The sequence below is a fragment of the Pseudomonas sp. IT-P12 genome (assembly GCF_949767465.1).
GTDB lineage: Bacteria > Pseudomonadota > Gammaproteobacteria > Pseudomonadales > Pseudomonadaceae > Aquipseudomonas.
The window spans coordinates 406,956-422,112 of record NZ_CATKPY010000022.1; the positions used below are offsets into that span (position 1 = coordinate 406,956).

At 60.8% G+C, this 15,157-nt stretch carries 13 protein-coding genes; 10 read left to right on the forward strand and 3 right to left on the reverse strand.

Going from position 1 to position 15,157, the window contains the following annotated elements:
• Positions 1-86: 86 nt before the first annotated feature.
• Together ACM6IM_RS16585 and ACM6IM_RS16590 are read left to right on the forward strand one after the other, a co-directional pair.
• Positions 87-407, forward strand: coding sequence for a hypothetical protein (locus tag ACM6IM_RS16585; protein WP_192304290.1), 321 nt, complete (start codon positions 87-89; stop codon positions 405-407).
• Positions 408-485: 78 nt separating this feature from the next.
• Positions 486-1,043, forward strand: a complete 558-nt coding sequence (locus tag ACM6IM_RS16590) for a Smr/MutS family protein (protein ID WP_192304292.1) — start codon at positions 486-488, stop codon at positions 1,041-1,043.
• A 146-nt stretch (positions 1,044-1,189) separates the two neighbouring features.
• Here the strand turns inward: ACM6IM_RS16590 and ACM6IM_RS16595 are convergent, their stop codons facing one another.
• Positions 1,190-1,804: a hypothetical protein gene (locus tag ACM6IM_RS16595; protein ID WP_371049491.1), complete on the reverse strand. Its 615-nt coding sequence runs from the start codon at positions 1,802-1,804 to the stop codon at positions 1,190-1,192.
• A 131-nt stretch (positions 1,805-1,935) separates the two neighbouring features.
• Complete coding sequence (locus tag ACM6IM_RS16600) at positions 1,936-2,976, reverse strand: hypothetical protein (protein ID WP_414865733.1); 1,041 nt, start codon at positions 2,974-2,976, stop codon at positions 1,936-1,938.
• Between the two features lie 302 nt (positions 2,977-3,278).
• On the opposite strand from ACM6IM_RS16600, the gene folE reads away from it, so the two are divergent.
• Both folE and ACM6IM_RS16610 read left to right on the forward strand, forming a co-directional pair.
• Positions 3,279-3,824 (forward strand): GTP cyclohydrolase I FolE, encoded by a 546-nt coding sequence (folE, locus tag ACM6IM_RS16605; protein WP_371049671.1) that lies wholly within the window; start codon positions 3,279-3,281, stop codon positions 3,822-3,824.
• A 103-nt stretch (positions 3,825-3,927) separates the two neighbouring features.
• Positions 3,928-4,299, forward strand: coding sequence for a glutathione S-transferase N-terminal domain-containing protein (locus tag ACM6IM_RS16610; protein ID WP_192304296.1), 372 nt, complete (start codon positions 3,928-3,930; stop codon positions 4,297-4,299).
• Positions 4,300-4,456: 157 nt separating this feature from the next.
• Here ACM6IM_RS16610 and ACM6IM_RS16615 read toward each other — a convergent pair whose 3' ends face one another.
• The gene (locus ACM6IM_RS16615; protein WP_414865734.1) at positions 4,457-5,623 is read right to left on the reverse strand and encodes a PLP-dependent aminotransferase family protein; all 1,167 of its coding nucleotides are present in this window, start codon (positions 5,621-5,623) and stop codon (positions 4,457-4,459) included.
• A gap of 82 nt (positions 5,624-5,705) precedes the next feature.
• On the opposite strand from ACM6IM_RS16615, the gene ACM6IM_RS16620 reads away from it, so the two are divergent.
• From ACM6IM_RS16620 to ACM6IM_RS16645, 6 genes are all read left to right on the forward strand, one after another.
• Positions 5,706-6,152, forward strand: a complete 447-nt coding sequence (locus ACM6IM_RS16620) for a MarR family winged helix-turn-helix transcriptional regulator (RefSeq protein WP_414865735.1) — start codon at positions 5,706-5,708, stop codon at positions 6,150-6,152.
• Between the two features lie 226 nt (positions 6,153-6,378).
• Positions 6,379-7,728, forward strand: coding sequence for an NCS2 family permease (locus tag ACM6IM_RS16625; RefSeq protein ID WP_201190728.1), 1,350 nt, complete (start codon positions 6,379-6,381; stop codon positions 7,726-7,728).
• Positions 7,729-7,793: 65 nt separating this feature from the next.
• On the forward strand, positions 7,794-8,423 hold the full coding sequence (locus ACM6IM_RS16630; protein WP_414865736.1) for a LysE family translocator: 630 nt from the start codon (positions 7,794-7,796) through the stop codon (positions 8,421-8,423).
• A gap of 163 nt (positions 8,424-8,586) precedes the next feature.
• Positions 8,587-11,832: a calcium-binding protein gene (locus ACM6IM_RS16635; RefSeq protein WP_414865737.1), complete on the forward strand. Its 3,246-nt coding sequence runs from the start codon at positions 8,587-8,589 to the stop codon at positions 11,830-11,832.
• Positions 11,833-12,004: 172 nt separating this feature from the next.
• Complete coding sequence (locus tag ACM6IM_RS16640) at positions 12,005-13,546, forward strand: hypothetical protein (protein ID WP_414865738.1); 1,542 nt, start codon at positions 12,005-12,007, stop codon at positions 13,544-13,546.
• Between the two features lie 116 nt (positions 13,547-13,662).
• A complete protein-coding gene (locus ACM6IM_RS16645) occupies positions 13,663-15,129 on the forward strand; it encodes a hypothetical protein (RefSeq protein ID WP_414865739.1) in 1,467 nt (488 codons plus the stop codon).
• Positions 15,130-15,157 lie beyond the last annotated feature (28 nt).

Here is a 15,157-nt window from a genome sequence, read left to right on the forward strand (position 1 = left end):
CGCTCGTTTGCCGTATTTGTCATAGCCTCAGGAACAACCCGGTCAACTTCCGGTCGAAGGGCCGATACCCATTGAGGAAGGTCGGAATGAAGTTATCCGATGGTTTTGACGCACGCCGCTTGCGGCCCAAGGGCCAACGCAACTGGCGATTCAGATTTGGCGCAGCATTCGCCGCCCTGCTGGCCACCTGCGGCGTTTTGCTGGCGATGGCCGGCGCCGCCAGCCTGTTCGGCCGCCCGCCGGCACTCGGCGAACTGAACGCCAGCCCGTTGGGCTCGGCGATTATCCTGGCGGTTGGTTTGTTCCTGCTCTACCTGGGCGTGTGGTTCTGGCGCCGTTGCCGTCGCCGTGCGCGCCAGTCGCGTGAGCTGAACATGTCCCCGCACCTGATGAAAAAACACGACTGAATTGAAGGTCGGAGCGCCGCAATTGTTATCGAACATGTCTCGACTTGGGTAAACTGGCCGACCTTCGCGGAGGCTGACATGCAAGACGACGATTTTTCCCTGTTCAAAAGCGCCATCCAAGGCGTCAAGCCGATCAAGCACGACCGCGCCGAAACCGGTAAACCCAAGGCTGATCGAGCCCAGATCGCCAAGCTGCGCCAGGCCGCCACCGTGCGCACCAATGCCACCACCGTCGATGGCCTGTCCGATCAGTTCGTGATCGATGTCGGCCCGGAAGACGAATTGATGTGGGCGCGCGATGGCGTGCAGGAAAGCCAGATGCGCAAGCTCAAGGTCGGGCAGATTCCGTTCGAGGGCAGCCTCGACCTGCACGGCATGAGCGTGGAGAAAGCCCGGGAAACCCTCTGGGCGTTCCTGGCCGAAGCGACCCAGCTGGAAGTGCGCTGCGTGCGCGTCACCCATGGCAAGGCCGTGCGCCTGGACGGCAAGCGGCCGATGATCAAAAGTCACGTCAACACCTGGCTGCGCCAGCACCCCAAGGTGCTGGGCTTCACTTCCTGCCAGGCCAGACATGGCGGCGCCGGAGCGGTTTACGTGATGCTCAAACGCACCATGATGGAAGGTCGGGACGAGTAACGCCTGTTCACCAGGCCTTACCGCAGAACAGATTGAAGGCGCGAGGATCAGCGTTCGCTGATCGGCGCTCCTTACGCGTTATCAAAACGCTCGTTCACTGCCAGACATCTACCCACACGCCAACGGTGCTGGCGTGCGGGTTGCAATCAAAGGGGACGCTGCGGTGCAGTGAACTGGCCTGCGCACCATTTGCCCGCAGGATCGTCACCCGAATTCATGTACTCGTACTTTTTCTCGGCCTTCTTCCTACGGTCCAGCAACACTTGGGAGTGGCTGTCCCAGACACCGCAGATCGGGTCCCACTCGCCTTTCGCCTCGATGCAGGCGGCCTTGTGCTCCTCAAAGGCTTCTTTGGCTTCCAGCCTCGCATTTCTGAGGGCATCGTCGAAACGCGGCCGGCACTCATCGATGCTCCTGTTGTATTCGGCGACTTCAGCCTCATAGCGCAATTGGGCAACCGCACGTGGATCAGGCTGAGCACTGGCGGAGGAACTGCCCGAAGATGAACCGGAACTGCCAAAACTCATTTCGATACGCTTGGTCACACCATCACCAATGCGCACATCCAGGGTCTTGGATTTTGTTTTGCCGTCGATCTCCTTGACGGCTTTCACTTTGAGAACGCCCGCATTGGCCTTGATATCGATTGGGCATTCGCCTTTGAACTTTCCATTCACGGAAATGGACGCGCCGTCAGCATCTTCGTCGCAGGCAACCCGCAATGTCGAAGTCTCTGCAAATAACGCAGTGGATAACACCATGGACGTAACGCCACCCAGCCACAGGGTGATCGAACGGACGCTCAGGACTGCCCGAGACTGTGTGTCGGTAACGCGCATTGAAAGGTATGACAAAAGAACGCTCCTTGAACCCGTAGTGTGATGACGATCAATCAGAAATTGATCCCGCTCCAGAACCGACGAATGTCTCTGTTCCAGGTCGCAGGACCTGTATCACCTGCCTGCAGTTTGTCGCCGCAACGATAGAGCCAGCCAGTCTGCGGCTCGCGCTTGGACACGCGTACACTGACCAGGGTGATTGGCGAACTGGTCAGGCGAGAGGGTGATTTACAGCCAACGCTGGACAGTTGAGCCTCGAGGTTCTTTTCTCCAATCGTCGTTTCGTCGACCCTGCCATCGCAAAACCAGTTGCTCTTTTTGTTCTGCCAGCAGAAAGCGAGCGCATCCAGACCCTGCGCCTGCGGCTTTTTGGTTTCGGCAACTTTTCGCGTAGCGGTTGTCGATGCGACGACGGTTTCATTCGAGGAAGACCTGGCAACAGGTGGCGCGGACACTTCATCAGGCGTTCGTTCCGACCTGGCAGGTCGTTCCGAGCGGGGCGCTTCTTTGCTCGCTACCGGCTGTCGAGCCGCTGCATTGGCGCGCTGTTGTTCATGAAGCTGTTGCATCGAATTATTGTGGATCTGATTGATTCGGGCCTGATCGCGCTGCGACTGCGCCATGCCCAGTTGAACACTTTCAGTGATTGAAAGCGCTCGGGGTTCTTCACGTTTTTGCTGAGCGATGCGACGGGAATTATCGGCCGCCTGAAGCCGGTTGGAACGTGCCAACTCGGCATTTTCTTCCTGAAGACGCTGACTGTTCGCTTCAAGAGAGCGTTTCTGGCTTTCATACTTGGACTTCGCGTCGTCGCTGAAGACATTCTGCTTATCCAGCTCCAGTTGAGCCCAGGCCCGCTTCAGCTTCTCCCGATCGCTGGCGTCGACGACATAACCCTTCGCGCGTTTCAGGTTTTTACTGACGCACTCGAAATCTCGTTCGCTGCTGCACTTTTCAGCTTTACCAAGGCTGTTGTTGAATTCCTCGCGATCAAGATCATCGAGTTGATCGGAAGCACTGTCCGCCATGACGACCGGCGATTGTAAAGCCCCCATTAACACCAAAACCGCCGTGATAGACCACTCTCGCGACATTAGCTGTGCCCCAGCGAAAATTGTTGGTCGCAGTGTCTTTTCTGCCCCTGTTCTGCGGTGTATCCCGCAGTTCGCTCCCTTATATATTGAAGTGTGGCGCTTCGCCAGTGGCCCGCTTGGGCGAGGCACAGCGCTGACTGATTTTGGGGATTCGCTTCGGTCGGCCATACAACTGCCCTCGGACATACGCTACCATGTGCCCCATGTCGGGGATGAACCCTGCGTTTACCATCACTTGATTGGTCCAAAATGGGTACGGACAGAAACGGTACCCCTCTGAAACCCTTATGGAATCAGCCCCTGTGACACTGGAACAGAATTACACCGAGATCCTCGGCCAATTGGGCGAAGACGTCTCCCGCGAAGGCCTGCTCGACACGCCCAAACGTGCCGCCAAAGCCATGAAGTACCTCTGCCGCGGTTACGAGCAGACCCTCGAAGAAGTCACCAACGGTGCCTTGTTCAGCTCCGACAACAGCGAAATGGTGCTGGTCAAGGACATCGAGCTCTACTCGTTGTGCGAACACCACCTGCTGCCCTTCATCGGCAAGGCCCATGTCGCCTATATCCCGAGCGGCAAGGTGTTGGGCCTGTCGAAAGTCGCGCGGATCGTCGATATGTACGCCCGTCGCCTGCAGATCCAGGAAAACCTCAGCCGCCAGATCGCCGACGCGGTCCAGCAGGTCACCGGCGCTCTGGGCGTCGCCGTGGTGATCGAGGCCAAGCACATGTGCATGATGATGCGCGGTGTCGAGAAGCAGAATTCGTCGATGATTACCTCGGTGATGCTCGGTGAGTTCCGCGAAAACGCGGCCACCCGCAGCGAATTCCTCAGCCTGATCAAGTAATTCGCGCTCGAAGAAAACCGGCGTTTATCGCCGGTTTTTTTTCGCCCGTGAAAAATCAGGTAAGCTGCGCGCCTTTCTTCCTTCGCCCCGTGAGGCTTGTAGCGTGTTCGTCAAAGCACTTCGTGTCGGCCTCGGCCAACTGATCATCTTCATCGACTTCATCACCCGACCTGGCAAAAAGCAGCGCCCCGCCGCCGCCCAGGCCCAGGTTGAAGCCGCCGCCAGGGACCTGACCCTGTACCAGTTCCACGCCTGCCCGTTCTGCGTGAAAACCCGCCGCACCTTGCGCCGCCTGAATGTGCCGGTGGCGTTGCGTGACGCGAAGAACAACGAACAGGATCGCCAGACGCTGCTGGAGCAGGGTGGAAAGATCAAGGTGCCGTGCCTGCGCATCGAAGAGAATGGGCAGACGACGTGGATGTATGAGTCCAAGGTGATCATTGATTATCTGGACAAGCGGTTTGCGGCTGTTTGAGGTTTTCGTGGTGGGCTGACTGACGCCTTCGCGAGCAGGCTCGCTCCCACCTTGGAGTGCGATCAATGGTGGGAGCGCCTGCTCATAAAGGGGCCGGCCCGAACAACGCCAACACCAGAAAAAACCGGCCCAGTGGCCGGTTTTTTTATTTCAGCCTTCAGGCCGCCTCCACCACCTGCGCCTGACGCACCACCGCCGCCAGGCGCTTGAGCCCCTCCCCCAATCGCGCCGGGTCGATGTGGCTGAAGTTCAGCCGCAGATGCCCGTGGTGCTGGTCCGGTTCGGGGAAAAACGGCTCGCCCGGCATGAACGCGACGTCTGCCGCCAGTGCGTCCTTGAGCAAGGTTCGCGTGTCCAGCGGTTGCTTGAGCGTCAGCCAGAAAAACAGCCCGCCCTGGGGCACGTTCCAGTCAGCCAGGTCGGAGAAATGCGTTTGCAGCGCTGCCTGGAACGCATCCCGACGCGCCCGGTAAAAGTCGCGCAAGTCTCCCAGGTGCTGCTGATACTTCTCTGAGCCGATCCACTGCAAGGCCTGCCACTGGCCGATGCGGTTGGTGTGCAGGTCGGCCGACTGCTTGAGCTTGAGCAAGTGCGGGAACAGATCCGGGCTGGCGATCAGGTAGCCCACGCGCAGCCCCGGCAGCAGGGTTTTCGAGACCGTGCCGGTGTAGATCCAACTGGCCTTGTTCAAGCGGCTGACAATCGGCGTGGCGCTGCCGCCATCGAATGTCAACTCGCGATAGGGTTCGTCCTCGATCAGGGTGACAGCGAACTCGTCCAGCAACGCGGCGACCGCATCACGCTTGGCCTCGCTGTAGCGCACCGCCGAAGGGTTCTGGAACGTCGGGATCAGGTAGATGAACGCTGGCTTGTGCTGTTCCAGGCGGCTGCGAAGCGCCACCAGGTCCGGACCATCCGCCTCCTGCGGCACGGTGATGCAGTCGGCACCGAACAACTGGAAGATCTGCAACGCAGCCAGGTAAGTCGGCGCCTCGAGCAGAATCTCGGTGCCTTTGTCGATGTACAGCTTGGCCGCCAGGTCCAGCGTCTGTTGCGAACCGCTGACCACCAGCACCTGACTTGCCTCGCACGCTACGCCCAGAGATCGCGCCTGCGCCGCCAGGGCTTCGCGCAAGGCAGGCTCGCCCTCGCTCATGCCGTACTGGCCGAGACTCAAGGGCATGTCATCCCATTCGACGTTCGGCAGCATTACCTCGGCCGGCAGGCCGCCAGCAAACGACATGACTTCCGGGCGCTGGGCCGCCGCGAGGATTTCACGGATGAGAGAACTTTTGAGGCGTGAGACACGTTCGGAAAATGCCATGGGAGTCACCGGTAGCGAGGCCTGAGGTAAATGAGTCAAACTGGTTGACCGAAATTACGACAACCCGAATGGATACGTCAACATGCTTGACCTTAAAAATCCTGCCTCCCAGCAACAGGCCATGGAAGCGTTTTTCTTCGGCTACCAGGCGTTCACCGCCAAGGCCGACGAAATGCTCGAGCGCCGCGGCTTGAGCCGGGTGCATCAGCGCATCGTGTTCTTCATCGCCCGCTACCCGAACCTGAGCGTCAAGGAGCTGCTGACCCTGCTGGGTGTGAGCAAGCAAGCGCTGAACATTCCGTTGCGCCAGTTGCAGGAGATGCACCTGGTGAACAGCGTTGCGTCCGAGACCGACAAGCGTAAACGCCTGCTGGAGCTGACCGTGGACGGGGCGCGCTTCGAGCAATCGCTGCGGCGTGAGCAAGTGAAGTTGCTGGAGCGAGTGTTTGCCGAGGCCGGGGAGTCGGCGGTGAATGGGTGGTTGGCGGTGAACCTGGCACTCGGCAAGAGTCAGGTGCCAGTCGATTAGGCATTTCGACGAGAAGTCCCCTTCCAGGCGATATATCCCGATTGCCAGACATTTCGTCTACAAAATCAAAAACATTATTTGCTTTATTTGTATACAAAAGCATAATCCACTGCGTGCGAGTTCCTGACCAAGCAGTCAACAAATTCGCGAATGCCTCAAAGGGCCGCTGCCACCCTCATCGGTCCGGCCCTGGAAATAACAATAAAACCCTTGAGGAGTACTCGCTGTGGAAAGCCGCAAATCCGAAGCCCCGACACTGGAACTCTCGCCGCCGTTACGCAATGGCTGGCTGGAACGCATCTTCAAACTCACCTTGCACGGCACCACGGTGAAGACCGAGCTGATCGCCGGCCTGACCACCTTCATCACCATGGCCTACATCATCTTCGTCAACCCCAACATCATGGCTGACGCCGGGATCGATCATGGCGCGGCGTTCGTCGCCACCTGCATCGCCGCCGCACTCGGCTGCCTGTTGATGGGCCTGTACGCCAACTGGCCGGTGGGCCTGGCCCCGGGCATGGGCCTGAACGCCTTCTTCACCTACACCGTGGTCGGCACCATGGGCTACAACTGGGAAACCGCCCTCGGCGCGGTGTTCGTTTCCGGTGTGTTGTTCATGATCCTGACGTTTTCGAAGATTCGCGAGTGGCTGCTCAACAGCATCCCTGTGAGCCTGCGTTTCGCCATGGGCGCCGGCGTGGGCCTGTTTCTGGGGTTGATCGGCCTGAAAACCGCCGGCATCGTCGTCGATAGCCCGGCGACCCTGATCAAGCTGGGCTCCCTGCGCGAACCCGGCCCGCTGCTGGCCGCCATCTGCTTCCTGATGATTGCCGTGCTCAGCTATCACAAAGTGTTCGGCGCCATCCTCATCAGCATCATCACCGTGACGCTGGCCGGCTGGGGCCTGGGCGTGGTGCATTACGAAGGGATCATGTCGGCCCCGCCCAGCCTGGCCCCGACCTGGATGGCGATGAACGTCGCCGGCGTGTTCAACGTCAGCATGATCAGCGTGGTGCTGGCCTTCCTCTTCGTGCACATGTTCGACACGGCGGGTACCCTGATGGGGGTCGCCCAGCGCGCCAACCTGGTCAACCCGGACGGACGCATCGAAAACCTGTCCCGGGCGATGAAGGCCGACAGCGCATCCAGCGTGTTCGGCGCCGTGGTCGGTGTTCCGCCCGTCACCAGCTACGTGGAAAGCGCCGCGGGTGTGGCGGCCGGTGGCCGCACCGGGCTGACGGCGGTGACCGTGGGCGTGCTGTTCATTGCCGCCATGTTTTTCGCGCCGCTGGCCGGCATGATCCCCGCCTATGCCACTGCCGGTGCATTGATTTATGTGGCGATGTTGATGATGGGTGGCATGGCGCACATCGAATGGGATGAAGCGACCGATAGCATTCCGGCGATCGTCACGGCGATCATGATGCCGCTGACCTTTTCGGTCGCCGACGGCATCGCGCTGGGCTTCATCACCTACGTGGCGCTGAAGGCCGGCACTGGCAAATACAAGGAGATTTCCGTCAGCCTGTGGGTGCTCTGCGCGATCTTCATCGCCAAGTTCATCTTCCTGTAAGCCGTACACGATTCAAAACAGCCTCACCCCGTCGGGTGAGGCTTTTGTGCATGAGGAGCAACGTAATGAGTCTGGAAACCTGGCTGCTGTTCAGCGGTGCTGCGCTGATCGTGATCCTGATCCCGGGGCCGCTGTCCCTGCTGATGATCAGCAACAGCCTGAACTACGGCTTGCGCCGTTCCTGGCCGGCCTTTCTCGGTGGCGTCAGTGCTTCGATCTGCCTGCTCAGTGCTTCGGCCCTGGGTCTGGGGGCGTTGCTGTTGGCGTCGGAACAGCTGTTCAGTGCCTTGAAAATCATCGGCGCGCTCTACCTGTTCTACCTGGCCTGGCAGAGCTGGCAGCAATCGCGCCAGCCCTCCCACGGCGCCGAAGTGCCCCTGGCGGTTGCGGTACCGCGCTTTCGCGCGCTGTTCGGGCGAGCCTTCATGCTCGGCGCCAGCAATCCCAAGGACATCCTGTTTTTCGCCGCCTTCCTGCCGCAATTCCTCAGCGCCGAACAGCCGTTCCTGCCGCAACTGCTGGTGATGATCGCCACGTGGACGGTCCTGGACCTGCTGTGCAAGCTGGCCTATGGACTCGGCGCCCACGGCGCGGCGCGGTACTTGCGCTCGGGCAAGGGTCAGAGCTGGTTCAATCGCATCAGCGCCGGTCTGTTCGGCGGCGCCGGCGCCGCCTCCCTGCTGAGCGGACACTGAGACATACCGGCCCCGCCCCGGCCGCTGCGGCGCGCCGTGGTGGGTGCCTGCCCATACCGTCATCCGCCGAAACAGAAGCACTACATAGTTATCGCTTGACTCTCTCCACGCTTCCCTACAGTTCGGGCCGCATGTTGCACCCAAACCCAACAAGGAAGCCCCTATGGCCCAAGCTTTTCCCTCTCCCGATGCGCCCGACGACACCGTGAAAATCTCGGACGTCGAGCCGCCGAACCTGACGACGCTCGACAAGGAAATCGCCGACTTCATCCGCAGCAATGGCGCCAGCGCGGCGCAAGATCCGCCCCCTCGATCGGCGAAAAAACGCGAGCGGGTACTGCGGGCCCTGGATCGCTACTACGGTCCCCTCGCCCTTGGCCACTTCACGGTCAACCGCCTGGAGCTGCACCTGTTGAATGCCACGGTCCACGGCGCGCCGCTGGACATCGGCAACAGCAATTTCCGCCACACCGCCCAGGACTTCATCGATGGCCTGCAGCTCAATCCGCTCGATGTCGAACAGCGGATGTGGGCCACCGGCCAGGCAGGCGACTCCACTATCCCCACGCTGCTGTTCGAGATTGCCACACACCGTTCGGTCAGCGCCCCGCCACTGCTCAGCGAAGCAATGAGCCCCCATGGGGTCAAGATCGACCGCTTCGTACGAGCGGCGCAGAAGCTGGAAATCCATGACACCCGTCTGCCCGAAAATGTCCCTGGCTGGGTCGACAGGCAAAAGAGCAAAGTGGTGAACAGCATGGGCGTCGGACTCCAGGCGTTCGGCATCTACAGCGGCTTGATGGGGATCAACGATGCCATCAAGCGCGGCGACAGCACCGAGGCGGCGATCAATGCCGGCGCGATCGTGACGGAGGTCGGTTCGCTGATCATCGAGCGCGGCCTGGTTAAAACCGCGCAGTCGCTGATTGAACAGAGCGCGCATATCTATCAGGGCTTCGCCAGGACCCAGTATGGCCTGTACCTGTCGCGCTCAGCCGGCTTGATCGCAGGCGCGCTGACCCTGCCCTTCGATGTCTACTTCGCGGTCAAGGCGCTGAACGACGCTTCCCGCACCACCGGCAAACAGGCGCTGGATCATTACGTCGCCGCCGGCATGAATCTGACCAGCGCCGCGTTGACCCTGATTCTCGGCACTGCCGCCCTGGCCGGTTTCGCCCACGCCGGGCCGGTGGGCATTGCCGCAGCGGCGATTCTGATCGTCGGCTCGCAGATCTACAGCGCCGTTCGCCAGGTGGACGACATCGACGACTACATCGAGCTGAGCCTGGATGAACGCCTGGTCACCGGCTTTCTCGCGTTCATCAACCAAAAACCCCCACAGCGCATCAATGACCGCTACACCCTCGCCGTCACCACCGACCAGCACTCGAAGGCGCTGACCAGCCGGGCCCGCAAGTGGCTCAAGGGTGACTTGAAAGACAGCATCGAGGCCATCGTCAACGGCAAATTCGAGGTGGGCCTGAAAGCCACGCAGGTGTTCTGGTTCGAGCACGATGCCCAGGGACGCGAGTCGACACCGTCCAAGGACATCCCGTTACCGGCGGTGGTGGACGCGAACGATACGATTGATGCCCGTGCAGGTGTGCCGCCGGATCTTGCCGGAGTGGTGAAAGGCACCGGGGGCGATTCGAAGGCCACGTTGTGGCTGCTGGGGGGCGGCAAGGACACCATCATCGGCGTCGAAAAGAAACCCAACCATTTCAATTTCGGCAGCGGCTCCAAACACCTGACCGGCGGGGAAAAGGACGACCGTTTCCTGTTTGAAGGCGCTGCGCAGGCCCTCAAGGACGCTGCGCCCACGCAAATACGGAACTTTCTGGTGGGCGAACAGGGTAACGACACCCTGGTGCTCCAAGGCCTTCTGGGCAGCCGTGATCCCACGACCCACACAGGCTTCGAGATCGATCTGGAGAACGGCCGGATCGACCTGCTGGACCAGAGTGGCGCGCCCTCCTCCACCCCCCACACCACCCTGGAAAGCATCGAAAACGTCGAAACGCTGGCCGGGGCGAAGAGCGTGGTCAAAGGCTCGGCCAGCGCCAACCGCATCGTCGCCAGGGGCCATGACCGCATCGAGGCCGAAGCCGGCGATGACACGATCTACCTGATGGGCGGTTACGGCCAGGCCAACGGCGGTGCCGGCAAGGATCAGTATTACATTGCCCACAAAAGCGGCACCGTCATCATCAAGGAAGACCCGCAGGAAGACAGCGTGATCATCATGGACTGGGCGTTCGAGAACATTCAGCAGTGGTCGATCAACGACACCTCGCTGGTGGTCTCGTCACTCTGCGGCAAGGATGGCGAGTGGCCCGAGCAGACGCTGATCATCAAGGACGTCTACAAGACCGTGGCGGACAAGCGCCTGTTCCAGGAACAGAAACTGCGCTTCGTGACCGTGGACGGTTTTCAACTGACGCCGGACTTTCCCGCTGAGCTCAGCGGCAGCGACAACCCGAGCGTAAACGTATTGATTCTGGCAAAAGGCACGCGACCGTCGCCGACCATCGTTACCGCCGCTGAACAGACCATCGGGTCAGGGAACGCGTCGCACTACTTCATTGATCGCGACATCAGCCGGACCGTCTTCAACCTGACGAAAACCGATAACAAGGCACTCAGTACCTTGCATATCGATTGTGATCACGCAGAGATGACCAGCGCCCAGGCTACTTACACCGTTACCGTCGAGACCCGTAACGGTTACCACTATTTAAACTACAGCGACTTCCAACTGACCCTGCACTTCCCTGATAAAACCGTCGAACTCATCAACCTGGTGAGCACGGTATCCCGCGCTTATACGAACGTGCGCGACACGGCGTACCAGATCAGGGGCCTGGCCTTGAATCAAGCCATCAACCTGACGTTGCGCGACGGGGTGTCCTGTCGGATCAAACTGCCGCCGCCCAGCTATGGCAATGATGTCCAGAACCCTGGCGTCAAACACTTCGACGGTCAACTGATGCTGGAAAAGCGCACCGGCCACTACCTGCCGCTCAAGCCCGAAGACAGTCGGGCCATCGTGCTGCAAGCACGTCGCCAGCGGGTGGAGCTTCCTGTCCAGGCGCAAAACACCGTGACCTCGCTCGAAGGAAAGGGATCGTTCTACGAGGTCCATCTGCACGCCGACGCCATTCTGCGGATTTCCACGCCGGACGCACTGACAAAGACTTCCGACGCGTCCACCTGGCGCTTCCATGGCAACACCCTGGACCCGGCCGAGATCAGGTTGAAAGGGAACAAACTGCTGATTGGCCGCACGATTGTCCATCTTCCGGACTATGAGAGCGACGATATACCGGTTGAACAGATATACGTCATCACACCCTCGGGTACGACCTATGCCGTGGACCTTATTTTCGAACAGGTCTATCGATACGGCTAGTTGCAAGGCCAGGCTTCGTAACATTTACCGGCAACTAAAAAAACCGCGCGATACATAGTTACCGCGCGGCGCATTTGAACCCAAGGGATATTGAAAAACGTTCTGGCCGAGTGTTATGCACGGGCCAGGCACACCCGTTTGCGTGTTCGCTACTTATGAATGGAATCACTACATGAAGTTGCCCAAGAAAATCATCAAGACCCCAACCCCGGATGACGGCACAACGCCCCGTCGCGACCTGCCGGATACCAGCCTGCCCGGGCGTTTTCCCGACAGCCCCGCCACGGACGGCACGCCAGGGATCCGGCGTCCCGAAGGCGAGTCCGACCACACACCACGACAACCGCACGTCGAGGTGGCGGATGTTTCTGCGGCCGACAACGCCGTCAGCAGCTCGACGGGCCCATCGTCCGACATCAGTTTCCTGCCGCCCTTCCTGGTCAACGGCTTATCCGCCCCCCTGGCCGATGGATTACGCCACGGCAACCGGCGCACGGTCTACGCAGAGATCAAGGATGAAGGCATTACCCTGGTCCGGCTGGGTGCGGACGGTGAATACCGGGCGGCCTCGATCAACGAATTGAACGCTTCCGGCCCACAGCTCGAACGGTTAGCTGGAACCGCCTTCTGGCGCAGGAAAGCCGCCCCTGAACAAGCGGGCCCGAGCCGCCGCAAGCGACCACGCCTGGACAGCGACTCGTCCGACGCCGACGCGCTGGCCGCCGATCTGCGGGTGGGCAATCCTTTCCCCCTGGACCTATCGCCAGCGGTGTGGCGCAACTGGGGAAGTTCGACGAAACCCTTGACCGGGGAATCCGTGGAAATCGATGGGCTTCACTATCCGATCGTGCCCCATGGCGCGCCGGAGCGCACCCACATCGCGTATCTGAAGCACCCCCGGTTTTCGCCGGCACGCTATGACGAATTCGAACAGATGCTGCGTGAAAACCCTGCGCAGCAACCGCTTTGGGCAATCAAGCGGGACGGTCGCTGGGAAGTCCTGGAAAGCCACCTGCCCTTCGAAAAAAGCCTGAAGGCGTATGTCGCCGATTCGTTCAGGGACTTGTCGGATGCCTCGTTGACCGCTGTCGCCAGGGCGGTCTTCGACCGCGCCAATCATTCCGAGGTGATCGACGCCAGGGGTCTGTCCACGATGAAACAGACCTATCGCCACTGGGCCAACGCCACCCATGCGCTGCTACCTCGAATGGAGCTCGCCGACCCGCTGCTGATGCTGCCCACCATCCCCCGGGGATTCAACAACGGCTGGACAACCCTGCTGCCCGCCGAATCCGGCGGAGCGTTGCGACGGCTGGATTTCGATCCCGTCCACTTCCCGGAACTCTGGAGCACGTTCGTCAACGACCCTTCCAACTTGAACCTCAAGCAATTGGTCAGGGCAGTGTTGATACGCAATGGCTATGAGGTGTTCCCACTGACCGACGAACACCAGGGGCCGACGCTGGTGTTTACCCGCCCCAACCACGACTCGGTATTTTTCCTCAAGCTGGGGCGCGTCAATGGCGAGGCCATCCGTCAGATCACCCCGTCCGGCGCCGAGCTTTCCGACCCGCATCTGGCCCGTCGCGTCGGCGACGCTGTCCAGGCCAGGCTGCACTCCGCCTACGACCAGAACAAATTGGTCTGGCTGCTGGGTGGTACCCAGATCACGGCGGCCGGTTTCGAATCGGTCTTCCTGATCAGGGAAAGCTGATTTTCGCTTCGCCCTCTCGCCGGCTTTGTCGGCGAGAACCGCCTGGGCGCCGCAACGCCCAGGCACTGCAGTCGATCCGTTCGACATTCACAGGATTTCAAAGAGCACGGATGTCCATGAGACCCAAAAACCCCATTCGCCCCAAAATCCCCGGTCCTTCGATCGAAGGCGCCCCCACCACCCGGGACCTGGTCCCGGATTACCTGCCCACGCGCCCCGGCCACCTGCCCGGCCAGGGGGCCGAGCCGATACCGGGGGCTCGATTGCCCGACCCTGTTCAATTTCCGGGGCCGCAGGACGCAGCGATTGCAATCAGCAATCTTCCCGCCGAAACCCAGGTCACCCGAATCACCCTCGAGCCCCCCATCAGCAACTACTACCTGCCACCCAGGCTGGTCGAGCGGCTGCCTGCGCCGAACCCGCAGACCGGGCTCAGGTCGATCCTGTCCGGCCGCCAGTACGTCGATCTCGCCGACGGCGGGACGGTGCTGCTGGGCACGGATGCGCAAGGTCATCCGCGCGCCGGGCACCCCTCGGAACGGGTGCCATCGGGGCCACGACTCGAGCGCGTGCCAGGTACGCACGTATGGCGGCAGCTGTCGGCCACCTCCGTTCCCTGGAAACACTGGGGGATCTCCCTGCAACAGGCGTCTCCCCAGGACATCGTCATCGACGGCACGTGCTACAGAACGCTGCCGCGCGGCAACGTGCCTGACCACCCCATTGCCTACATCAGAAACCCTGATCATCGGGTCTACGATTTCGACCGGTTGCACAACGTCCTTCGGCACTTCCCGGACCAGCAACCCCGCGGCGCCATCCAGATTCCGCCGACGCGACAATGGGAGATCGACCCGACACGGCCTTTCGACCGCACGCTGACCGACTATGTTGAACACTACTTTCCGGGGCTCGCAGACGCGTCCATCGAGAACATCGCCAGAACCCAGTTCATCCTTGCCAACGGTTCGGACACCGCGACCGAGGCCGGGATGACTGCGTTGCGGCAGGTGTTCAACGAATGGAAGACCCAGGCCCGAACGCCCCGTCCGGAGCTGGCCGATCCGCTGCTGATGCTGCCGATCACGCCAACGAGCCCGGGCAATGGTTCATCGCGCATCGTGGAGCTGTCACACCCCGGCGAGCTGGGCCCCCTGCGCCGGTTGGCGTTTGATCCGGACAAATTCCGCGAGGATTGGCGCTACTTCACCACCACCCAGTACGCCGGTGATCTCAAGCGTTTCATGAGGAACCTGTTGATTCGCCATGGCTACACGGTATTCGAACTGACCCCCGCGCAAACCTTTGCCACCCTGGTGTTCAAGCGGACCGGGCATGATTTTCTGTACCACATGACCGTACACCGCGTGCATGGTCGCAGGCTGCACATTCACGACAACGCCAGCGACGGGTTGAACCCTGCGCGCCTGCCGGACCTGATCGGCGAGCCGGCCACGCAAGCCCTGCGGGCTGCGGAGGCGGCCGAAAAGGTGATCTGGCTCAAGGGAGGCAGTCACGTTTCAGCGGACTACGGTAACTCGGTCTTTATCGTGCGCACCGATGACCCAAGACGCTTGAACTGACCCTCTTCGACTCCCTGCAGGCGCGAGC

Bases quoted from the DNA above. Each gene is read 5' to 3' on its own strand.
- ACM6IM_RS16595 (WP_371049491.1), bottom strand. From the start codon at position 1,804: ATGGTGTTATCCACTGCGTTATTTGCAGAGACTTCGACATTGCGGGTT.
- ACM6IM_RS16585 (WP_192304290.1), top strand. From the start codon at position 87: ATGAAGTTATCCGATGGTTTTGACGCACGCCGCTTGCGGCCCAAGGGC.
- ACM6IM_RS16630 (WP_414865736.1), top strand. From the start codon at position 7,794: ATGAGTCTGGAAACCTGGCTGCTGTTCAGCGGTGCTGCGCTGATCGTG.
- ACM6IM_RS16635 (WP_414865737.1), top strand. From the start codon at position 8,587: ATGGCCCAAGCTTTTCCCTCTCCCGATGCGCCCGACGACACCGTGAAA.
- ACM6IM_RS16620 (WP_414865735.1), top strand. From the start codon at position 5,706: ATGCTTGACCTTAAAAATCCTGCCTCCCAGCAACAGGCCATGGAAGCG.
- ACM6IM_RS16615 (WP_414865734.1), bottom strand. From the start codon at position 5,623: ATGGCATTTTCCGAACGTGTCTCACGCCTCAAAAGTTCTCTCATCCGT.
- ACM6IM_RS16645 (WP_414865739.1), top strand. From the start codon at position 13,663: ATGAGACCCAAAAACCCCATTCGCCCCAAAATCCCCGGTCCTTCGATC.
- ACM6IM_RS16640 (WP_414865738.1), top strand. From the start codon at position 12,005: ATGAAGTTGCCCAAGAAAATCATCAAGACCCCAACCCCGGATGACGGC.
- ACM6IM_RS16590 (WP_192304292.1), top strand. From the start codon at position 486: ATGCAAGACGACGATTTTTCCCTGTTCAAAAGCGCCATCCAAGGCGTC.
- ACM6IM_RS16600 (WP_414865733.1), bottom strand. From the start codon at position 2,976: ATGTCGCGAGAGTGGTCTATCACGGCGGTTTTGGTGTTAATGGGGGCT.